A 22,244-nucleotide genomic window follows, 5' to 3' on the forward strand; every position below is an offset into this window, starting at 1 on the left:
GGTCAACGGCAGCCGCCCGCGGTTGCGGCGACGGTCGTCCGACTTGCGGTTTGCCGCCAGCACACGCCCCCGGACGGTAGGATCGTGAGGACGACTCGGCGGCAGCACGCCGGGCACGAGGAGGACGCATGTCGATGGGCCCCACCGACGAGCTCGGCGCCGTGCTCCCCTCGGAACAGAGCGTCTTCGTGGTCGACTCCGTGACCTGCGTCTGCGGCCACGTGCAGGACGCCCACGAGCACTACCGTCCGGGCACGGACTGCGCCCTCTGCGACTGCCAGAAGTTCCGCAAGAAGCGCTGATCAGGCCTTCCGGGCACTGATCGATCAGGGGCGGTGCGGGAAACCGCCGCTTCCCCGCAGACGGGCACGGGTCGCCTTGTCGGCCCCGGAACGGCGCGGTTAGCGTCGCGTCCATGGCCATCTCCCCCGCGGTCCCCGCGTGCATCGTCCTCGCCCACGAGGACCCGGCACACGTGCGCCGACTCGTCGAGGCGCTCGACCCGTTCCCGGTGTTCCTGCACTGCGACGCGCGCACCCCCGAGACGGTGTTCCGCGCCATGACCGACGGGCTGCCGGATCGTGTCCGACTGCTCCCCCGGATCCGGACCGGCTGGGCGCGCTGGGAGAACGTCGCCGCCGAGGTGTCCGGCTACCGGGCTGCCCTGGCCGAGACCGACGCCTCGCACGTGGCCGTGCTGACCGGCAGCGACTACCCGCTCGCGAACCCCGCCGAGATCACGGCCTTGCTCGAGACGCACCGCGAGGAGTCGTTCATCTCGGTCAACCCGCTGCCGTTCGCACCGTGGGGCCGTGACGGCGGCATCTCCCGCATCCGGTTCCGGCACTGGGCGTGGCGGAAGCACATGCTCCGGCTGCCGGTCCCCCGCCGCGTGCCGGCGAACGTCTCCTTCGCCGGGGGCTCACAGCTCAAGGTCCTCGCCCGCCGGCACGCCGCCGCCGTCGTGGACACCGTCGACCAGCGCCCCGACCTGGTCCGGTTCTGGCAGCGCACCTGGGTCGCCGACGAGACCTTCGTGCCGTCGGTGCTCAACTCGCCGTCGCTGACGCCGGGGTTCGCCGACGAGCACGTCCCCCAGCCGCTCTGGTGGATCGGGTGGGACGGCACCGCGCGGAAGAGCCCGCCGTGGTTGACCGTCGCCGACGCGGGGCAGCTGCTCGAGCGTCGGACGGACGCGGACGTCGAGGTGCAGCACCTGTTCGCACGGAAGTTCTCGACCGACCGGAGCGGTGACCTGCTCGACGTCGTGGACGCAGCCTTCGGGCTGCGCGCGGGCGCGGCGACGGCGTCGGCGTCGGAACGTCAGGACGCGGCAGCGGTGGTCGCACCGTGAGCTTCCCCCCGCAGACCCGCCGCGAGGCCCGCGCAGCGCGCGAGGCCGAGGCTCCCACGCCCATCGCCCGGGAGCCCATCGCCCCGGAAGCCACCGCACCCGTGCCCGAGTCGCTCGACACCGGATCGGTCGCCGTGCGGAAGGGCGCCTCCGTCCTGTTCGGCCGCGGCCTGCTGTACGTCGTCGTCTGGTCGATGCAGCTCGTCGTCTCGTCGCTCATCTCCCCGGTGCTCGCACACCTCATGCCGCCGGCCGAGTTCGGCGTCCTCGCCTCGGCCATCGCCCTGTACCAGGCGCTCGTCGTGCTGGCCGTCCTCGGCATCGACCAGGCGTCGGTGCTGCAGCGGGCCGAGGACGGCGACGACCGCCGGGCGCGCGGCCTGCTCGCCGTCGGCATGGTCACCGCGATCGTCGTCACCGTCGCGGCGCTCACCACGATCCCGGTCTGGGCGGACGCCGCCGGCTTCGTCGGCAACCACCCGCTGCTCCTCGTCGCGGTGCTCTGGACCGGCCCCGCCGCCATCGTGCAAATCTCGCTGGCGCTGCTCGTCGCCCAGGACCGCATCCGGGTCTTCGCGGTCACGAGTCTGCTGTCCTCGATCGGCGGCTCGGTCATCGGCCTCGGGCTCCTCACCTGGGTGCAGGCCGACGCGACCACCTACGCGTGGGGCGGCGTCGTCGCCCAGGGCGTGGCGATGGTCATCGGCATCGCGGCGACCCGTCCGCGTCTCGCCGGCCTGTTCGACCGCAAGACCACGGCCCGGGCGTTCCGCCTCGGCGTGCCGATCGCCCTCGGCAACCTGTCGTACTTCGTGCTGAACGCCGGCGACCGGATCGTCGTCCAGCGACTGCTCGGCCCGGACGAGGTGGCCCGCTACCAGATCGCCTACGTCGTCGGCTCGGCCGTCATCCTGCTCCTGACCTTCACCAACCAGGCGTGGGCGCCGCACTTCGCCGCCCTCCGCGACCCGGTCGCCCGCCGGCAGCTCGCGATGCACTCCCGCGACGAGCTGTACCGGATGCTCGGACCGGTCCTGCTCGCCGTGACCCTGGTGTCACCGGTCGCGCTGCCGATCCTCGCCCCGGCGTCGTACCGCGTGCAGGAGCTCTCGGTCGTCGTCTTCGTCGTCGCGATCACCGCGTTCCCCGTCGTCGCCAGCGGTGCGACCGGACGCCTGCTCCTGGTCGAACGCCGCGGTGTCGCCGTCGGGGTGATCGCCGCGATCGCCGGCGCCGTGAACATCGGCGCGAACCTCGTGCTCGTGCCCGTGCTCGGCATCGCCGGCGCGGGCCTGGCCACCGTCGTCGCCTACGCGATCCTGGCCGCCATGCAGCTGCTGGCCCTGCCCGACCGCCGTGAGTGGCGCGGACCGGGTGCCCGGATCGTCCTGACGACCCTCGCCGCGCTCGTCGTGGCCGCCGCGTCCCTGCTCCTGCCGCAGGACGTCCTCTGGAACTGGGTCCGCATCGCCGGGGTGGTCGCCTGCCTCCCCTGGTTCCTCCGCCGACTGAAGACCGCAAGGGGTGGTGTCTCGTGAGACCGCGACAGACTGCACACGACGGCACCCGCCGACTCCGCGTCGGCGTCCTGGTGACCGGACTCGCCATCACCGGCGGACTCGAACGCTGTGTGCTCGAGGACACCCGCGAGCTCGTCGCCGCCGGCCACGAGGTCGAGGTCTGGCACCGGAACGCCCAGTCGCCGCGCGCCGCCGAGGGCCCACCGCCCTACGAGGCGATGGGCGTGGAGCTGGTGGAGGCCACCGACTACCGGTTCGGGATCACGACCGCGCTCCGCGACGCCTGGCGGTTCGCCCGCGAGGGGCTGCGGATCCGACGGTCGCACCTCGACGTCCTCTGGTTGAACCGGCCCGAGTACCTGCCGTTCGGCCGGGTCGCGTCGCTCGTCTCCGGCGTCCCGCTCGCGGTGCACCTGCACCACGCGCCGAACTACCGGCGGCTCGGCCCGATCGCCGGCGGCCGCACCCGCTACTTCGCCGTCTCGCACGCGATGGCGCGCGCCTGGGCGGAGTCCGGCGTGCCGACGGACCGCATCACGATCGTGCCGAACGGTGTCGACACCGACGCGTTCCCGGCCGCCACCCCGGCATCGGTGCACGACGCCCGCGCGGCACTCGGCATCCCCGAGGACACCCCGACGGTGCTGTACTACGGTCGGCTCACCCGGTCGAAGGGCGTGCTCGCCCTCCTGGAGGCATGGGGTCGCGTCCGCACGGCCGCTGCGGCACGCGTGCTGGTCACCACTCCCCCCGTGGCCGGTCACGCGGCGCCCGCGCCGCTCCTCGTGCTGGCCGGTGCGCTCTACCCGGAAGAGGCCGACGCCGTGCACGCCGCGATCGACGCGCTCCCCGCCGGTTCCGTGCTCGTGCTCCCCGAGCGGGACGACGTCGTCCCGCTCCTGCACGCCGCCGACGTCGTGGTGGCGCCGTCCATCGAGCCCGAGGGCTTCGGGCGGGTCGTGGTCGAGGCGATGTCCGCCGGCCGTCCCGTCGTCGCCGCCGCATCGGGCGGCACCGGGGAGATCCTGTCGGGCGACTGGGCGCGGTACACCGTCGACCCGGCCGACCCCGACGCACTGGCGGAGAAGCTGCTCGACACCCTCGACGACGCCGAGCTCGACCCGTCCGTCGCCGCACGGTGCCGCGCGTGGGTCCGTGACCGCTACGGGCGCGAGCCGCACGTGCGAGCGCTGCTGCTGGCGCTGCTGGCACACGCCCGGCGCTGACCGGGGCCGGACCCGGCGCCGTCAGCCGGCGGCGGGTCCCGTGGACGGCAGCGTGGCCCGGGGGCTCTCGCCGTCGGCAGGCACGTCGATCGTCATCCAGTCGACCAGCAACGACCCGGCGGCGTCCCGGGGCGGCAGGCCCTCGAGGGATCCCGTCTGCACGACCAGGTGCATGCGTTCCACGGGGATGTCCTGCGTGGTGCTCCCGACGACCTCGTCGTCGACCAGGAACGACATCCGCGAGGGCGTCCACTCGATCGTGTACGTGTGCCAGTCGGCCAGCGACGCGTCGGTCTCGTGGTGGACGCACTTCTCGGCCGGGTCGACCAGGCAGTGCACGTTCAGCCAGGCGGGCGCACCGAGCGCGCCCTCGGGGAAGTCGATCTCGCCGTGCGCCCAGACGTTCTCGTCGCTCCAGAGCAGCACCGCCACCCCGTACCCGTCGACCTCGTCGCTCTTCATCCGGATGCTGTAGCGCCCGGAGGTCTGACCACCCCATCGTCCGTCGACGAGCGGGACGACCCCGCCGGCGAGCGGGGTGCCCGCCTTCGTCGTGCGCAGGTGCATGTCGAGCATCCCGTCGTGGGCGCTCAGCGTGGACGCCTGGTACCGACCGGTCCCCGCGGTGTCCGCGAAGCCGTGGTAGACGGTGAACCGGTCGTCGTAGGCCGCCTCGAACCCGCCCGACGAGGTGGTGTCGTCGAAGTCCTCCGAGAACACCCGCTTCCAGCCGTCACCGTCGCCGGTCGGCATCGCGACCCCGCTGGGTCCGGGGCCGACGGACGTCGTGCCGGTGGTCGCCGCGGCGACGGCACCGACCGCGACCATCAGGGCCGCGGCCACGATCGCGACCCGTCGTCCTCGTGTCCGGAGCGGGGTGCGGTGGCGGGAGGCGCCGAGGCCGTGCGCCGGTGCGGCACCGTGCGCGGCGGCCGACTGCTCGGCGACGGGGCGGGGGCCGTCCTCGTCCGGGGTCATCCAGCTGCCCACGCGCGGACCTCCGAGAGACCGACGTTGATCGTGCTGTTCGACACCCCGGTGGTGGTGAACCGCACCCAGGTGACGTTCCGGGCGGTGAAGTCGACCGTCCGGGCGCTGCCGTCGTTCGGGAGTGCGCCCACGGCGACCTGGCTGCCGTCCGAGAACGTCAGCGTGCCGCTCGTGATCTGGTCGTCGCTGTTCGGACGGTCGTGCAGGACGATGCGCTGGAGCGCGACGGGGGCGGCCCAGTCGAGCTGGATCCAGATGCCGGTCCGTCCCCAGGGCACGGCCCACTCGGCGGTGTGGTCGACCGGGTGGCCGGACACCACGCCGTCGACGGCCTTCGCAACGGTCTGGCCGTCGGCCGGGTTGTCGGCGATCGCCGTCGGGGTGGCCGAGCCGGTGACGTCCCGCAGGCCCGGAGCGGGCGTGGGCGTCGGGGTCGGGGTCGGCGTCGGGGTCGGGGTCGGCGTCGGGGTCGGCGTCGGGGTCGGGGTCGGCGTCGGCGTCGGCGTCGGCGTCGGCGTCGTGCCGCCGCTGCTGCTCGCCGGCGCCAGCGCGCGGATCTCGGCAAGACCCACGTTCTGCGTCCCGCCACTGACCGACGTCACCGTGAACCGCACCCACGTGACACTGCGCGCCGCGAACGTGATCCGCTGCACCGCACCACCGTTGCTCAACGCCGGTACCTGCACACTCGAGCCGTCCGAGAACGTCAACGTCCCGCCCAGCACCTGGTCCACGGAGTTCGGCCGATCAGCGAGGTCGACCGCGTCCAACGCCGTCGCCTTCGCCCACCCGAGCTGGATCCACGTCCCCGCACGACCAGACGGCGCGACCCACTCCGCCGTCGGCGCATCCGGGTACCCGCTCACCACACCATCGACCGCCTTCACAGCCGTCTGACCGTCAGCCGGGTTCTCCGCACTCGCCGTCACCGACGCCGAACCCGTCACGTCCGTCCGCGTCGGGGTCGGGTCCGTGGGGTCGGTGGGGTTCGTCGGCACCGGCGAGCCGGCGGTGTACTGCCGGCTGAGCCACGAGGTCTCCGGTCGCGCCGAGCAGGCCTGGTACGACGCGCAGGTCTCACTGTCATGAGCGGCGTAGGTGAAGAACGCGTCGGCCTTCGCGTGGGTCTGGGCCGTCGTCAGGTTCGCCGGACGGTCGGCGATCGGGTACCCCATGTACCCGGTGAAGCCGTGCGCGCCGGTGTACTGCCGCTGCACCTGGTCGGTCAGGTACGCGACCGTGTGGTGGTCGCTGTGGTCCCCGTCGCCGTACTCGCCCTCGTGGTCGAGGGTGTGGATGTCCGTCGGTGCGAAGTCCTGCACGATCCCCTGCAGCGTCGCCCGGAGCTGCGCGAGCGTGTACGTGGCGCTGTGCGGGGCGTCGGCGACGGTGTGCAGGGTGTCCATGTCGCCCGTGTAGAGGCGCTGGAGGCTCTCGTACCCGTTCGCCCAGAAGCCGTTGCCCTCGACGTTGCCGTCCGGCAGGTCCATGAAGACCAGGCTGATCCGCGGGTCGGCAGTGAGGGTCTCGGTGAGCAGGGTCCGTCCGGCGACCGTCGTGGAGCCGGTCGTCGACGCCGGGTCGACGCCGGCCATGCTCGCGTAGGCGGCCATCAGCCCGACCTGGCGTTCCTGCCAGTACCAGTCGGGCTTGCCGGCGTCACCGGCGGTGACGATCACGGAGCGCACGCAGCGTCCCGCGTCGATGTCCTTCCGCAGGTCCGTGCCCTGGAAGAGCAGGTCGTCGTCGGGGTGGGCGACGACGTTGAGCACCCGCCCGGCGCTGCAGTCCGCCGCCGCGGCCACGGCGGGCTGGACCGCGAGGTTCGGCGCGACCAGCACGGCGAGCACCGTGGCGACCACGCCCGCGACGGACGCGACGGTGGCCCGTCGCGTCCGCCGCGGTCTGTCGGAGGTCGGTTCAGTCGGTTGCATGGCGCAGGCCCTCCGTCGTCAGTTCGTACATCGCGGTCGTCCCCGACGACCAGACCCGCTTCCAGTAGGGCGAGGACGCCATGGCGGCGGCGAGCTCCTGGTAGTCGGCGTCACTCTGGTAGCCGTACCGCTCGTCGTAGGCGCCGAAGGGCTCCGCGACCAGGGCGTAGTAGCCGGTGGCCGACCAGTTCACGACCAGTTCCCGCGTCACGTTCGACAGGTCGGCCTCGGCGTCGTAGCCGCCGGTCGGGTCCGGGTACGGGCCGAGTGCTTCGCGGGACAGGTAGCCCACGTCGAAGTACCGTGCGCCGGTGTTGCTCGGGACGGCGTTGGCCGAACCGGTGAGCAGCATCACGGAGCCCGCGGGTGCCGTGCGGTCGTAGTACTGCGTCGCCGCGGACTGGCTCCGGGTCATGACGCGGTTCCAGTCGAGCGAAGTCTGCCCGAACGCACCGATCGCGACGAGCGCCGCCACCGCTGCTCCGGCGACCGCGAACCGCACGGCGGACGGGCGCATCCCCCGCTGCAGGACCGCCCCGACCGGGGCGAACCGACCGGCGGGCATCGGGAGCGCCGCCGCCAGGATCGCGATCCACGGCGTCGCGAAGAGCACGACGCGGAAGACGCCTTCCTGGCCGTAGTTCGTGGCGACGAGCAGCGAGATCGGGCTCGCGGCGGTGGCGAGCAGCGCCCAGTGCGTCCGGTCGCGCCGCATCAGCACGGTCACCAGGGCGATGAGCCCGAGCACCACGAGCGCGGCTGCCGGGATGTCGAACGCCAGGCGCGTGACGAGCGGCTTCGGCAGGACGGTCATGTCGTGCGCGGGCGGCTGCACGTTGTCGAGCACGCGTCCGACCGCCGCGAGCGAAAGGAACCGTCCGAGGATGTCACCGTTCAGCGCGGCGAAGACCACCGCCGGCACGAGCACGACGACGGGCAGCCACCAGGGGCGGAGCATCCGGAAGACGATGAGCGTGACGAGTGCGGCGACCGTCAGGTACGGCGAGATCTGGTGCGTCACGGCGAGCACGATGCCGATGAGGGTGATCGCGATGATCCGCGAGAGCCCCACCCGCCGTGCCCGCGGCTTGGCGGCGACCGAGCCGTCGGCGGTGGTGACGGCGGCGTCGCGCAGCGGTCCGGTGGCGAGCACGAGGATCACGATCGACATCAGGATGCCGGTCGACTGCGGCGAGAAGTACGTGGTGTTGAGCGAACCGGTCATCGCGGTCAGCAGCGCTGCGATCCACGGCCGACGGGCGCCGGGCAGCCAGTGCGCCGCCAGGACCCCGACCGCGATGGTCGTGCTGAACGCGAGCAGGACCGGCACCCAGGCGGCGATGAGGATCGTGTTGACGATGCCCCCGACGTCGGCGACCCAGGCAGCGCCCGCGAACAGGCCGGACCAGGTCTGGAAGATGTCGGCCGACGGGTTGGTCCCACCGAACTGGCGGATGTACTCGACGACACCGATGTGCCGGGCCGCGGCGGTCACGGTCGGCACGCCGTACGTGATCGCCTGGGCGAGCTGCACGACACCGCCGAGCACGACGACCGGCACGGCGAGCCCGCGACCGCGCACCGGGGCGATGACCGCGGCGGCGACGACGAGCACGAGGCCGACGACCAGGCCCGGGCCGAGCGAGCCGAACAGGCCGGCGGGCACCGGGTCGCCCATGTGGGTGAGCGCGGCGACGACCACGACGACGAGCCCGCCGAGCGAGAGCGCCGTCACGGTGGCGGTCGTGCTCCACCGGGGCCGAGCGGTCGCACGGTGCACGAGTCCGGCGCGACGGAGCTCCGCCACGTCACGGGGTACCGAGACGGCGAGCGCCGCCGCGGTGAGCACGACGACACCGACGAAGGGGACCGTCGGCGCCCAGATGTGGAAGGTCGCCATGGTGTACCCGATGGCGATCGTGCCGACGAGCGACCCGGTGACGGCGAGGACGGCGAACCGTGCGAGGGACATCGGACGGACGAGCAGCATCGGGGCGACTCCGAGCAGGGCGAACAGGAAGACCGCGACGGCGCTCGCCCGCAGCGTGGGCAGCTCGACGACGCTGCCGACGGCGGCCAGCACGAGCGTCAGCACGACGATCGCGGCGGCACCGAGTCGCGCCGCCGGCCCCATCGCGCCACCGGGGGTCGGTCGTGCCGGCCCCGCGGTGTCGAGGCCGCGCTGCAGCTCGTGGCGGCCGTGCGCCGTGCGGTCGATCGTTCCCGCGCCGCCCATGCGTTCCCGGAGCGCCAGGACCGGAGCGGTGAGCACGGAGCGCCGCTCGACGCGACGCAACCGACGCTTCGTCGCCGCGAACTCCGCGTCGACGGCGTCGACGGCGTCGACGGTGTCCGCGTCGCGTGCGGTGCCCGTCCCGTGGCCGTTCGCCGGAGCAGCGTCGTCAGCGTCGTCGCCCTGCTCGAGGCCGAGGCGCGCGAAGGCGCTGATGGCCTCCGGTGCCGCGTCCACCGAGGCGGTCAGCGTGTCGCGGTCGAGTGCGTTCTTGGTCATCCAGGCTCCGAGTCCGTGGCCGTGCGCGGCAGCGGCGGCGCGGAGCGACGCGACGTCGTCCGCCGATCGCTGCCACGCGATCGCGGCCGGTTCGACGGCGATCGCGGATCCGGCGAACAGCAGTCGTGTGAAGAGGTCGAGGTCGTCGCCGCCGCCGACGCGGGTGCCGGGGCCGAAGGCGGTGTCGAACCCACCGATCCGGAGCGCGGTCGCGCGGTGCACGGCGAGGTTCGCGCCGGTGCCGTAGGCCGAGGCGGCGAAGGGGTGCAGCGGGAGGTCGTCGACCGGGTCGTCGAGCCGGAACACCCGGCGGCGGACGGTCCGCCCACCGGGGGTGCGGTCGTCGTGCCAGCGCTGCGCCGGCGTCCGGAGCTCGGCACTCGGCACGAGCCCGGTGACGCAGGCCACGTCCGGGTCGGCCGCGAAGGCACGGGCGATCGCGGCGATCCAGCTGCCGTCGACGACGGCGCCCTCGTCCACGAACGCGACGACGTCGCCGGTCGCGACGAGCAGGCCGGCGTTCCGCGCGGCGGCGAGGCCGCCGTCGGGCGCGGCGATGGTGGTGACGCGGCGTCCGCCGATGTCGACGGTCGCCACACCGCCGTCGTCGGCGCCGTGCGAGACGACGACGACGTCGAAGTCGGGGTGTCCGTTCGCGAGCACCGACCGCATGGTCGTGCCGGCGGCACCGTCCGTGCAGAGCACCACGGTGACGGACGGCAGCACCAGACCTGCTGCCGGCCGACGCTCGGGTGCCGGCATGGGCCGGATCGCGCGCTGCAGCGCACGGACGTCGATGGTGCCGCCGATGCGGCGGCGTTCGGTGATCTCGGCCTCGACGAAGCCGAGCGGCTCGCCGTGGTCGCGGACGAGCAGGCGTGCACGCCCGTACCCGGTCGATCCCTGCAGGGCGATGACGTCCCGGTGGCTCGACGCGTGCACGTCGGCACGGTCGACCTCGCCGACCCAGAGCGCGCCGTCCCAGGTAGGGACGAGCGGCCCGGTCACGACCGGCGAGAGGACCATCGCCAGGGTCGCGCGGGTCACGGTGTGCCCACCGGCTGCGGGAGCGGGGCGGGTGCGGGCGGGGTCCGCACGACGACGGTGCCGAGGACCCGGCCGACGGCGTAGCCGGCGACCGTCGAGACGACGGAGAGCGCGATGGCGTACGCCCGCAGGCCTCCGCCACGACCGACGTGACGCAGTTCGCGCAGCACGGCGCCCGGGATCACCCGGGTCAGGTAGGTCGACTCGCTGGCGAGCGAGTCACCGGTGCCGACCCGACGGCTCAGCACGGCCTTCGAGATCCCCTCGTAGTAGCTGCGGCGGCGCAGGTAGCGCATCGTCACACGGTCCGGGGAGACCCGGTGCGAGACGTTCGAGCGCGGTTCGTGCCGGATCCGCGCGCCGGGACGGGCCTGGGCGATGCGGATGCAGAGTTCGGTCTCCTCGCAGCCGAGCGGCTGGTTGCCGACGCGGCCGATGCCGGAGCGGAAACCGCCGGCGAGCAGGATCGCGTCGCGGCGGAACGCCATGCTCGACCCGATGACGTTGCGGACGTCGCCCGGGGTCTCGGGCAGCCCGCGGTACGAGCACCCGACGATCCAGAGCAGTTCGTCGGCGTACGGGCCGGGGCCGGTCGCGGTCGGCCAGGACGGCGTGGCACGACCGCCGACACCGACGACGTCGGGGTCCTCGAGCGCGGTGAGCATGTGCCCGAGCCAGTCGGGGTCCGCGGTGGCGTCGTCGTCCAGGAACGCGACGACGTCGGCGTCGGTCAGGGCGACACCGGTGTTGCGGGCCCCGGAGAGTCCGCGGTCCTCGGTGTTCGGGACGACCCGGAGTTCCGGCCAGCGCGCGGCGGCGCGGGCCAGGAGCTCGGGCTCGTGGTCGATGACGACGACGACCTCGGGGCCCTCGGGCTGGCGCTTGGCCGACTCGACGCTGTCCTGCAGGTCACCCCAGCGCTGCTGGGTGTAGGCGCAGATGACGACCGCGACGGTCGTCACGCGACGTCCTCCTCGAGGGCGACGACGGACGCGACGACGGACGCCCCGGCGACGACGGACGCCCCGGCGACGGCGGACGCGGCGACGGGGGTCGCGACGGACGCAGCGACCGGCGACGCAGCGGCGGGCGCAGCAGCGACAGGAGGAGCAGCCGGCGCGGCGAGCTGCTCGGCCGGCGGGACGACGCTCATCGCCGCGCGACGGACCTCGGCACGGCCGATGGCGGCGCGACGACGCTCGTGCATGATCGACTTCAGCACGCGGATGCCGTCGGTCACGGCGTTGAGGTTGCTGGAACCGTGCACCCGGAGCTTCTCGTGGCTCGGCACCTCGGTGATCGCGAGTTCGGCGGCCGACCAGCGGCAGGTCAGGACGGTCTCGATCTCGAACCCGTCGCCCCACAGCATCGAACCGTCGGCCGGCTTCGGCAGCTCGGACGACAGCAGACCGATCTCCGGCAGGACGTCCGCCCAGAAGGCGTTGTAGCCGTAGCAGAGGTCGCTGTAGCGGGTGCCGAGGATGATGTTGCAGAGCATGTTCAGGCCGCGGTTGCCCATGTTCCGGACGATCGTGATGTCGTCGCTGCCACCGCCGAGCGAGTACCGGGTGCCCTTCGCGACGTCGGCGCCGTCGATGAGTGCCTGGACGAACCGCGGGATCTCGTCGGGGTCCGCGGAGCAGTCGGCGTCGAACATGACGACGATGTCGCCGGTGACGGCCTCGAAGCCGCAGGCCAGGGCGTTGCCCTTGCCCTTGCGGGTCTGGTGCACGACGCGGATGTCGGGCATCACGCGCTGGGCGGCGGCGATGGTGTCGTCGACGGAGTTGCCGTCGACCAGGATCACCTCGTACACGGGCGGGAGCTTCGGGAGGATGATCTCGAGGTTGCGGGCCTCGTTCCGTGCCGGGATGACGACGGAGACCCTCGGGTCTGCAGGGCGAACGGTACGTGCGGGCATGGCGCGGTCCTGTCGGGTCAGGGTTGCTGTCGGGTGGTGGCTCGTCGAGACGAGCGGCGCGTCCTCGGATGACGCATCGACGACGGTGACCGTCGTCGGTCGAGCAGCGGGACGCGGGTACGACGCCGCCTGCTTGCCGCGGGTGAGTGGGTACTCTCCCCCGCGGTTCCAACCATCGCCGTGGCCAGCGGGAGGGTCAATGCGCGGTGCGGTCCCTTGCGGACACCCGGGTGCGGATACGGAAACCCGCAACCCTCGTGCAGGTTGGCCCTCCGGCGCGGCGGCCGGCGGGTGGTGGACGCAGGACGAGCGGACGGGAGGCGCGGTGCCAGCCGGCACCGCGCCTCCCGTCCGCTCGTGGGCCGGTCTCAGACCTGCGGCACGTCCGCCGTCTCGAAGGCGGCCCGCAGCGCGACCGCCAGCTCGGCGACGTGCGGTTCCCGCAGCAGCGACGTGTGCTCGCTCGCGATCCGCACCATCTCGGTGGGCCCGCGCAGCAGGGCGGACCACCCGGCGGCGTCGGGGTTGGCGTCGGCGAGGACGTAGGTGGCCCTCCCGTGGAACGGCGTCGGGTGGTGGCGTCTGGTGACGATCTCGGCCTGGTCGAAGAACGCGTCGAAGTCCTTCTGCCCACCGTGTCGCAGCACGCCGGCCGTGTACGCACGGAGCCGCTTGGCGAACAGCGCTCCGTACGGCACACCCGCGGGCAGCACCCGCCTGACGGCGCGGTCGAGCCCCCGCTGCACGGCCCGGACGGCGGTGTTCGGCTGGTCGCGCGGCTCCATCCGGCCGAAGTGCAGGCGGGCCTGTTCGGACTTCGTGCGGGGCAGGTAGGTGTCGAGCAGGACGACGTGCTCGACCTGCTCGCCGCTCTCGGTGAGGAGCCGGGCGATCTCGAGCGCGACGAGTCCGCCGAGCGAGTGCCCGACGAGCAGGTACGGGCCGCGGGGCTGCACGATGCGCATCAGGGCGAGGTAGCGGCGGGCGCTCCGCTCGATGTTCCAGTCCGGCATCCCACGGCGCTCGAGGGCGTGCTGCTGGAACGCGTACAGGTCGTGCGCGGGCAGGTGCCGCGAGAGCGGCAGGAACGTCAGCGCCAGGGCACCGCCACCGGCGAAGCAGAACACCGGCGGACGGCCGCCCTCGCGCGCCTCGGACACCTTCACGACGTCGGGGTGGCTCGGCAGCGCGCTCGTCCCGCTCCGCACCCGTCGGGCGAAGGCGCGGAGCGTCGGGTGCTCGAGCACGTCCGAGGAGCGCAGGTCGACCCCGAGCCGGTCCTGCACGACGGCGAGCATCTCCTCGGCGGACAGCGAGTCGCCGCCGAGCGCGGAGAAGTCCTCGTCCAGGTGCACGCCCCGGAGCCCGAGCACCTCGGCCCAGATCTGCCCGACGACGAGCTCCCACTGGTCGTACTCGCCCTCGACCATCTCGGTCTCGACGCTCGGCGCCCCGGGGAGTTCGGCCCGGTCGACCTTGCCGCGCTCGTTCCGCGGCAGTTCGGTCATCGGCACGATCGACGCCGGCACCATGTACTCGGGCAGCCGCTCACGGAGCGCCCGGCGGAGCGCGCCCGGTGCCGGGGTGCGGTGCCCCGGGCGACCGACCACGTAGGCGACGAGCCGGGTGACGGAACCGGGGTCGACCTGTGCCGTCACGACCGCGTCGTGCACCTCGGGGACCGCGCGGAGGGCCGCCTCGACCTCACTCGGCTCGACCAGGTAGCCGCGGACCTTCACGGCGTCGTCGGATCGGCCGAGCAGCACGAGCCGCCCGTCGGGGTCGACGCGTGCCAGGTCGCCCTGCCGCCAGCTCGGGGTCCCGACGGGGATGCCGGCGACGGCCTCGGCTTCGCCGGTGTGTCCGGCCCGTTCGGCGGTCTTCTCCGGCGCGCCCCAGTAGCCCGCGGTCAGGGCGTCGGAGACCACGACGAGCTCGCCGGTCTCCCCCGGGTCGGCAGGGCTGCCATCCTCACGGAGCACGAGGACCGTCTTGCCGGGCAACGGCCACCCGGCGGGCACGACGCCCTCGGGCACCGGCTCGCCCGGGGGCACCGGGCAGTAGGCGACGCACGCGGTCTCGCTCGAGCCGAAGGCGTTCAGGAGCAGCGTGTCCGGGTCCAGGTGGGGTCGGGCCGCGGCGAGGTCGGCGCCGGTGACGGACTCGCCCGTGGTCATCAGGAAGCGCAGCCCGCCGAGCACCGGTGCGGTTCCGGCTGCGGTCCCGTGCGACCCGGGGGCGCTCTGCGACCCGATGATCGAGCGCAGCAGGTGCGGGGTGCAGACGAGCACGTTCACGTCGTCGTCCCGGAACCGCCCGAGCAGCCGCTCGACACCGAGTTCACGCGGCTCGAGCAGCACGATGGTGCCGCCGCAGAGCAACGTGTCGAACGAGAACAGGAGCCCGGCGGCGAAAGACAGCGGCAGGACGACACCGAGCCGGTCGCCGGGGCCGAGTCCGAGCGCGACCGCGTCCTGTTCGGCATCGGCGATCTGCTGCCGGTGCGTCAGGACGACGCCCTTCGGCATGCCGGTCGAGCCGGAGGTGAAGACGATGGCGAAGGGGTCCCGCCCGCCGGGGCGCACGCCGACGGTGTCCGCCGACGGGGCCGCGCCGGGACCGCCCGCGTCCAGCGGTTCGCCCGCGTCCAGCAGTTCGCCGAGTGCGTGCACCCGGCCGTCCCGCTCCGCGACGACGGCAGCGGCCAGCGCCGCACGCTCGGTGTCGGCCACGATCTCGTCGACGCCGGCGAGCCGGGCCACGTGCGCCAGGCGTGCTGCGGGCAGGTGGTCGTCGAGCACCACCACGGTCCGTCCGGCACGCACCAGCGCGAGGATGCCGATCACGGCCTCGGTCGACTGCCCCGCCATCAGCCCGACCGGCTTCGACGCCCCGCCCGGGGTGTCGCCGACTCCGGCGCCGCTGTGGTCGTCGGGTCGGAGCGTCACGGCCAGGGCTGCGGCCAGCGCGCGCGAGGCCCGGTCCGCTTCGGCGTAGGTGTACGGGCGGCCGTCGCCCGCGAGCGCGGCGGCGTCGCCCCGGAGTGCCACCACGCGGTCCCAGCGGTCCAGCACGGAGTGGTCGGCCGCCGCGGGCACGGCTGCGGGGTGGTTCCAGGGATCGACGGTCGTCAGCGGGTCGACGGAGGTCACGATGACACCTCGGGTGCTCAGCAGCGGACCGCCACGACTCCCGCGACGGTCTTCCGACCGTAGGTCCGCGCTCCCCCCGCCCGCGAGCAGTCGAGAGCCCGGTGCGGGGAACCGCAACCGGCCTGGAGGCGCGGCCTGCGCCCGCCACGGACGGTACGACTCCGGAACGACCGGACCACCGCCGTGGGCGCCTTCCGCACGGCGGCTCGCCCGGCTCGGGGATCGTGCGGTTCCGCGCAACCTCCGGATCAGCCGTGGCGTGACCGTGGATGAGCCGTGCATCCCCGATGAGGACGCTCGGAACCAGCGCGGCCGCGAACGAGATCAGCCCGGTACGAGAACAGCCCGGAACGAGAACAGCCCCCGGGAGATCCCGGGGGCTGTTCATCGAGTGCTGGGGTACCTGGACTCGAACCAAGAACGACGGTACCAGAAACCGCTGTGTTGCCAATTACACCATACCCCAAAAGGCCTGTCGGCCTTCTGGCCCGGTCACCCGGGGCACGATCAACTACTGTACAGCATCCCGGAGGTCCGCAAGACCACCCACCAGGTCTCGGTGCACGGCGGCGGCGGTCGCGGCTCCGTGTCCGGCGGCGACGATGAGCTGCTCCGGCCCGGGAGGCGTGACGTCTCCCACGGCGTAGAGCCCCGGGACGGACGTCCGGCCCACCCGGTCGACCACGAGGAGTCCCTGCGTGTCGCGCTGGAGCCCCTCGAGCGCTCCGGGCGTGTCGCTGTTCGCGGCCGTGTTCCCGCTCGTGGCGCTCGTACTCGTGGTGGCGCTGGTGCGCAGCCAGTCGAGGTCGGCGTGCCACACCGGTCGGACGAACCCACCGGTCCGCGGCTCGACGTGGCCGTCGGCGAGCCGGACGCCGGTCATCCCGGAGCGATCGCCCTCGAGGTCCTCGACGACCCGCTCGTCCACGACGACCCCCGCCGACGCCAGCCGAGCGCGGCCCGCGTCGTCGAGCGGCGCCACCCCGTTCGTGTAGACGATCAGGTCGTCGGTCCAGGAGGCGATGAGCAGCGCCCGGTCGACCACGTCGTCGGTCTCGCAGATGAACGCGAGCGGCTGCCCGGCCTTGTCGTACGCATCACACTCGACGCAGCTGTGCACCGCGGTGCCGTAGAACGCGCGGAGCATCGGCAGCGCCGGGAACTCCTCACGCAACCCCGTCGCCACGACGACCGTCCGGGCTCGAGCCTCGAGCTCGGTGCCGCGCCACGAGCCGTGCACCCGCCAGGTGTCCGTGTCGGCGTCCGGGGCCACATGGTCGACGACGGACTGCACGACCGTCGCCTCCGGGTACCCCTCGACCTCGGTCCGCCCGAGCTTCCGGAGCTCGAGCGGCGAGATGCCATCGCGCGTCAGGAACCCGTGCGACCGGAGCGTCGCGGCGTTCCGGGGGCGGTTCGCGTCGACGAGCAGCACGGTGCGCTTCGCACGGACCAGGTTGAGCGCAGCGCTCAGCCCGGCCGGACCAGCGCCGATGATCGCCACGTCGTGCACGACCGGGACGGTGTGCGCCGTGCTGCTCACGGTCGGTCAGCGCGCCGCGAGGGCGCGGAGCCGGATCAGGGTGGACTCCTTGCCCAGGATCTCCATCGACTCGAACAGCGGCGGACTGATCCGACGTCCGGACACCGCCACGCGCAGCGGGCCGAAGGCGACGCGGGGCTTCAGGCCGAGCTCGTCGATGAGGGCTGCACGGAGCGCGCCCTCGACGGCCTCGGTGGTCCAGTCCTGGACGCCCTCGAGTGCCGCGGTGCTCGCCGCCAGGACCGTCGCCGTGTCGCCCTTGAGCGAGGCCAGTGCGTCGTCCTCGACGACCAGGTCGGCGTCGGAGGTGAACAGGAACCCGAGCATCGCCGGTGCCTCGCCGAGCAGCTGCATGCGCTCCTGCACGAGCGGAGCCGCCTTGGTCAGGACCTCGAGCTGCTCCGGGGTCGCCGGGTCGCTGATGAACTCCGACAGGTACGGCAGCAGGCGCGACCGGAAGTCCTCCGGCGCCAGCAGACGGATGTGGTCCCCGTTGATCGCTTCGGCCTTCTTGTGGTCGAAGCGGGCCGGGTTCGGGTTCACGTCGGTGACGTCGAACGCCGCGACCATCTCGTCGATCGAGAACACGTCGCGGTCGGGGCCGATCGACCAGCCGAGCAGCGCCAGGTAGTTGACGAGCCCCTCCGGGATCATGCCGGCGGCACGGTGGTGGAACAGGTTGGACTCGGGGTCACGCTTCGAGAGCTTCTTGTTGCCCTCCCCCATCACGTACGGCAGGTGCCCGAACACGGGGATGGAGGGCGCGAGACCGATCTCGTACAGGGCCTCGTACAGGGCGATCTGCCGCGGCGTCGACGACAGCAGGTCCTCACCCCGGAGCACGTGGGTGATGCCCATCAGGGCGTCGTCCACCGGGTTCGTGAACGTGTACAGCGGCTTGCCGTTCGGGCGGACCACCACGAAGTCGGGGAACGTGCCCTGCTTGAAGGTGATCTCACCGCGCACCAGGTCGTCGAAGCTCAGGTCACGGTCGGGGACCCGCAGCCGGAGTGCCGGCTCGCGGCCCTCGTCGCGGAAGGCCTGGCGCTCGGCATCGGTCAGGTCACGCTCGTGGTTGTCGTACCCCTGCTTGGGGTCACGACCGGCGGCCTTGTTGCGGGCTTCCATCTCGTCCGGCGTGACGAAGGACTCGTAGATGTGGCCGGATTCCTTGAGCTTCGCGATCACGTCGTCGTAGATCGCGGTTCGCTCGGACTGCCGGTACGGTCCGTGCTCGCCGCCGGCGTCCACCCCTTCGTCCCAGTCGAGCCGGAGCCAGCGGAGCGCGTCGAGGATCTGCGCGTACGACTCCTCGCTGTCGCGGGCGGCGTCGGTGTCCTCGATGCGGAACACGAGCTTGCCGCCGGTGTGGCGGGCGTACGCCCAGTTGAAGAGCGCCGTACGGATGAGCCCCACGTGCGGGGTCCCCGTCGGGCTCGGGCAGAAGCGGACGCGGATGTCGGAGCCGGAGGCGGTGGTGAATGGCGCAGTCATGACCCGTCAACCCTACCGCGGCACCTGTCCCTCCCACCGGCCCTGTGGATGGGTCGCAGAACGCAGAAAACCCCTGACCACTAATGGTCAGGGGTTCCCTGGTTCTTCTACGTTAAGTCCGGCGGCGTCCTACTCTCCCACAAGGTCCCCCTTGCAGTACCATCGGCGCTGAGAGGCTTAGCTTCCGGGTTCGGAATGTGACCGGGCGTTTCCCTCTCGCTATGACCACCGGAACACTCTCGACCAGATCATGCATTTGGTCTCAAAGCTGTCCCAGCTACTGTCTTCCGTGAAGAAGACAGAGCGGTGTATTCAGTTTCGATTCCCGATCGTCTGTCGGGAACCACAAAGTGGACGCGAGCCCGTGCAACAAGTGCACGGAAATCAGTGTGTTATCAAGTCTTCGGCTTATTAGTACCGGTCAGCTCCACGGGTCGTTAGTCCCCGCTTCCACATCCGGCCTATCAACCCAGTAGTCTGCTGGGAGCCTCTCACACTCAAGGTGCATGGAAATCTCATCTCGAAGACGGCTTCCCGCTTAGATGCTTTCAGCGGTTATCCGGTCCGAACGTAGCTAATCAGCGGTGCCCTTGGCAGAACAACTGACACACCAGAGGTTCGTCCATCCCGGTCCTCTCGTACTAGGGATAGATCTTCTCAAATTTCCAACGCGCGCAGCGGATAGGGACCGAACTGTCTCACGACGTTCTAAACCCAGCTCGCGTACCGCTTTAATGGGCGAACAGCCCAACCCTTGGGACCTACTCCAGCCCCAGGATGCGACGAGCCGACATCGAGGTGCCAAACCATGCCGTCGATATGGACTCTTGGGCAAGATCAGCCTGTTATCCCCGAGGTACCTTTTATCCGTTGAGCGACAGCGCTTCCACAAGCCACTGCCGGATCACTAGTCCCGACTTTCGTCCCTGCTCGACCTGTCAGTCTCACAGTCAAGCTCCCTTGTGCACTTACACTCGCCACCTGATTGCCAACCAGGTTGAGGGAACCTTTGGGCGCCTCCGTTACTCTTTGGGAGGCAACCGCCCCAGTTAAACTACCCATCAGGCACTGTCCATGAACCCGATCAGGGTCCTACGTTAGACATCCAAAGTGACCAGAGTGGTATTTCAACAATGACTCCACGAACACTAGCGTGCCCGCTTCACAGTCTCCCACCTATCCTACACAAGCCACTCCGAACACCAATACCAAACTGTAGTAAAGGTCACGGGGTCTTTCCGTCCTGCTGCGCGTAACGAGCATCTTTACTCGTAGTGCAATTTCGCCGAGTTCGCGGTTGAGACAGCTGGGAAGTCGTTACGCCATTCGTGCAGGTCGGAACTTACCCGACAAGGAATTTCGCTACCTTAGGATGGTTATAGTTACCACCGCCGTTTACTGGGGCTTAAATTCAGAGCTTCGCCCAAAGGCTAACCCTTCCTCTTAACCTTCCAGCACCGGGCAGGCGTCAGTCCGTATACATCGTCTTGCGACTTCGCACGGACCTGTGTTTTTAGTAAACAGTCGCTTCCCACTGGTCTCTGCGGCCTTCAACGCTCACGGAGTAAATCCGGTCACGTGTCCGGCCCCCCTTCTCCCGAAGTTACGGGGGCATTTTGCCGAGTTCCTTAACCACGATTCTCTCGATCTCCTTGGTATTCTCTACCTGACCACCTGAGTCGGTTTCGGGTACGGGCGGCTGCAACCTCGCGTCGATGCTTTTCTCGGCAGCATAGGATCACTGATTTGCCCTTACGGGTACGCGTCGGATCTCAGGCACACAGACGACGGATTTGCCTATCGTCAGCCCTACATCCTTACACCAGGTTCACCTTACGGATACCATCGCCTGGCTCAGCTACCTTCCTGCGTCACACCTGTTCATACGCTAACCGCACCAGCATGGGGTCGAGCGTTAGACCGGCCACCATCACCCCGAAGGGATCCGGTTGTACCGGGTTAGGACTCTTAGCACCACTGGATTAGCTTGGGCGGTTGTTCGCCGGTACGGGAATATCAACCCGTTGTCCATCGACTACGCCTGTCGGCCTCGCCTTAGGTCCCGACTTACCCAGGGCGGATTAACCTGGCCCTGGAACCCTTGGTCTTTCGGAGGACGGGTTTCTCACCCGTCTTTCGCTACTCATGCCTGCATTCTCACTCGTGTAGCGTCCACGGCTGGATCACTCCGCCGCTTCACTCGCCACACGACGCTCTCCTACCACTCCGCACGACTGAACCACGAAGGCTTGTCTATAGTGCGAAATCTACAACTTCGGTGGTGTGCTTGAGCCCCGTTACATTGTCGGCGCGGAATCACTTGACCAGTGAGCTATTACGCACTCTTTCAAGGGTGGCTGCTTCTAAGCCAACCTCCTGGTTGTCTGTGCAACTCCACATCCTTTCCCACTTAGCACACGCTTAGGGACCTTAGTTGGTAGTCTGGGTTGTTTCCCTCTCGACGATGAAGCTTATCCCCCACCGTCTCACTGCTGCGCTCTCACTCACCGGCATTCGGAGTTTGGCTGACGTCAGTAACCTGTTGAGGCCCATCGGCCATCCAGTAGCTCTACCTCCGGCGAGAAACACGCAACGCTGCACCTAAATGCATTTCGGAGAGAACCAGCTATCACGAAGTTTGATTGGCCTTTCACCCCTATCCACAGCTCATCCCCTCCATTTTCAACTGAAGTGGGTTCGGTCCTCCACGACGTCTTACCGTCGCTTCAACCTGGCCATGGATAGATCACTTCGCTTCGGGTCTAGAACATGCGACTCAAACGCCCTATTCAGACTCGCTTTCGCTACGGCTGCCCCTCACGGGTTAACCTCGCCACATATCACTAACTCGCAGGCTCATTCTTCAAAAGGCACGCCGTCACCCCTACTAAGGAGGCTCCGACGGTTTGTAAGCAAACGGTTTCAGGTACTATTTCACTCCCCTCCCGGGGTACTTTTCACCTTTCCCTCACGGTACTTGTCCGCTATCGGTCATCTGGGAGTATTTAGGCTTATCAGGTGGTCCTGACAGATTCACACGGGATTTCTCGGGCCCCGTGCTACTTGGGATACACATCCGGCCATAACACCATTTCGTCTACGGGGCTGGCACCCACTACGGCCCGGCTTTCAAACCGGTTCGACTATGATGCGCTGTAACCGTCCCAGTCCGGCAGAACTGAGTGACGTGTCCCACAACCCCGACCATGCAACGCCCGCCGGCTATCACACATGATCGGTTTAGCCTCATCCGCTTTCGCTCGCCACTACTCACGGAATCACATGTTGTTTTCTCTTCCTGTGGGTACTGAGATGTTTCACTTCCCCACGTTCCCTCTACCCGCCCTATATATTCAGGCGGGAGTCACCAGGTCGCAAAACGCCTGGCGGGGTTTCCCCATTCGGAAATCCTCGGATCGATGCTCGATTATCAGCTCCCCGAGGCTTATCGCAGATTTCTACGTCCTTCATCGGCTCCAGATGCCAAGGCATCCACCGTTTGCTCTTAGAAACTTGACCACAAAGATTAAAATTGCGATCCAACGTCACCA

12 protein-coding genes, 1 tRNA gene and 2 rRNA genes are annotated in these 22,244 nt (G+C 70.2%); 4 read left to right on the top strand and 11 right to left on the bottom strand.

What is annotated here, in order from left to right; all coding sequences use genetic code 11:
- Positions 1 to 128 precede the first annotated feature (128 nt).
- The 4 genes from ORG17_RS10805 to ORG17_RS10820 all read left to right on the top strand — a co-directional run bounded on the left by ORG17_RS10805 (position 129) and on the right by ORG17_RS10820 (position 4,100).
- Complete coding sequence (locus ORG17_RS10805; RefSeq protein ID WP_155896838.1) at positions 129 to 302, top strand: hypothetical protein; 174 nt, start codon at positions 129 to 131, stop codon at positions 300 to 302.
- A 113-nt stretch (positions 303 to 415) separates the two neighbouring features.
- Entirely contained in the window at positions 416 to 1,354 is a 939-nt protein-coding gene (locus ORG17_RS10810; RefSeq protein WP_214528024.1) for a beta-1,6-N-acetylglucosaminyltransferase, read from the top strand.
- Positions 1,351 to 2,892, top strand: coding sequence for a lipopolysaccharide biosynthesis protein (locus ORG17_RS10815; RefSeq protein ID WP_214528025.1), 1,542 nt, complete (start codon positions 1,351 to 1,353; stop codon positions 2,890 to 2,892). Before ORG17_RS10810 ends, ORG17_RS10815 begins: the two co-directional genes overlap by 4 nt.
- A complete protein-coding gene (locus ORG17_RS10820; RefSeq protein ID WP_214528026.1) occupies positions 2,889 to 4,100 on the top strand; it encodes a glycosyltransferase family 4 protein in 1,212 nt (403 codons plus the stop codon). Before ORG17_RS10815 ends, ORG17_RS10820 begins: the two co-directional genes overlap by 4 nt.
- 21 nt (positions 4,101 to 4,121) lie before the next feature.
- Here the strand turns inward: ORG17_RS10820 and ORG17_RS18355 are convergent, their stop codons facing one another.
- The 11 genes from ORG17_RS18355 to ORG17_RS10875 all read right to left on the bottom strand — a co-directional run bounded on the left by ORG17_RS18355 (position 4,122) and on the right by ORG17_RS10875 (position 22,212).
- A complete protein-coding gene (locus ORG17_RS18355) occupies positions 4,122 to 5,090 on the bottom strand; it encodes a glycoside hydrolase family 16 protein (protein ID WP_214528027.1) in 969 nt (322 codons plus the stop codon).
- A complete protein-coding gene (locus tag ORG17_RS10830; protein ID WP_301630808.1) occupies positions 5,075 to 7,024 on the bottom strand; it encodes a PIG-L family deacetylase in 1,950 nt (649 codons plus the stop codon). Before ORG17_RS10830 ends, ORG17_RS18355 begins: the two co-directional genes overlap by 16 nt.
- Complete coding sequence (locus ORG17_RS10835) at positions 7,011 to 10,583, bottom strand: glycosyltransferase (protein WP_214528029.1); 3,573 nt, start codon at positions 10,581 to 10,583, stop codon at positions 7,011 to 7,013. The genes ORG17_RS10830 and ORG17_RS10835 overlap by 14 nt, the downstream gene beginning before the upstream one ends.
- The gene (locus ORG17_RS10840) at positions 10,580 to 11,545 is read right to left on the bottom strand and encodes a glycosyltransferase family 2 protein (protein ID WP_071246821.1); all 966 of its coding nucleotides are present in this window, start codon (positions 11,543 to 11,545) and stop codon (positions 10,580 to 10,582) included. The genes ORG17_RS10835 and ORG17_RS10840 overlap by 4 nt, the downstream gene beginning before the upstream one ends.
- Entirely contained in the window at positions 11,542 to 12,504 is a 963-nt protein-coding gene (locus tag ORG17_RS10845) for a glycosyltransferase family 2 protein (protein ID WP_214528030.1), read from the bottom strand. The genes ORG17_RS10840 and ORG17_RS10845 overlap by 4 nt, the downstream gene beginning before the upstream one ends.
- 368 nt (positions 12,505 to 12,872) lie before the next feature.
- A complete protein-coding gene (locus ORG17_RS10850; RefSeq protein WP_214528031.1) occupies positions 12,873 to 15,656 on the bottom strand; it encodes an AMP-binding protein in 2,784 nt (927 codons plus the stop codon).
- A gap of 394 nt (positions 15,657 to 16,050) precedes the next feature.
- A tRNA-Gln gene (locus tag ORG17_RS10855) sits at positions 16,051 to 16,122 on the bottom strand.
- A gap of 45 nt (positions 16,123 to 16,167) precedes the next feature.
- Positions 16,168 to 17,199, bottom strand: a complete 1,032-nt coding sequence (locus tag ORG17_RS10860) for an NAD(P)/FAD-dependent oxidoreductase (RefSeq protein ID WP_214528032.1) — start codon at positions 17,197 to 17,199, stop codon at positions 16,168 to 16,170.
- A 6-nt stretch (positions 17,200 to 17,205) separates the two neighbouring features.
- Positions 17,206 to 18,693: a glutamate--tRNA ligase gene (gene gltX / locus ORG17_RS10865; protein ID WP_214528033.1), complete on the bottom strand. Its 1,488-nt coding sequence runs from the start codon at positions 18,691 to 18,693 to the stop codon at positions 17,206 to 17,208.
- Positions 18,694 to 18,809: 116 nt separating this feature from the next.
- Positions 18,810 to 18,926, bottom strand: a 5S ribosomal RNA gene (gene rrf, locus ORG17_RS10870).
- 158 nt (positions 18,927 to 19,084) lie between these two features.
- A 23S ribosomal RNA gene (locus ORG17_RS10875) occupies positions 19,085 to 22,212 on the bottom strand.
- Between the last annotated feature and the right edge of the window lie 32 nt (positions 22,213 to 22,244).

Source organism: Curtobacterium flaccumfaciens pv. betae, from assembly GCF_026241855.1.
In the GTDB taxonomy this organism is placed as follows: Bacteria; Actinomycetota; Actinomycetes; order Actinomycetales; family Microbacteriaceae; genus Curtobacterium; species Curtobacterium flaccumfaciens.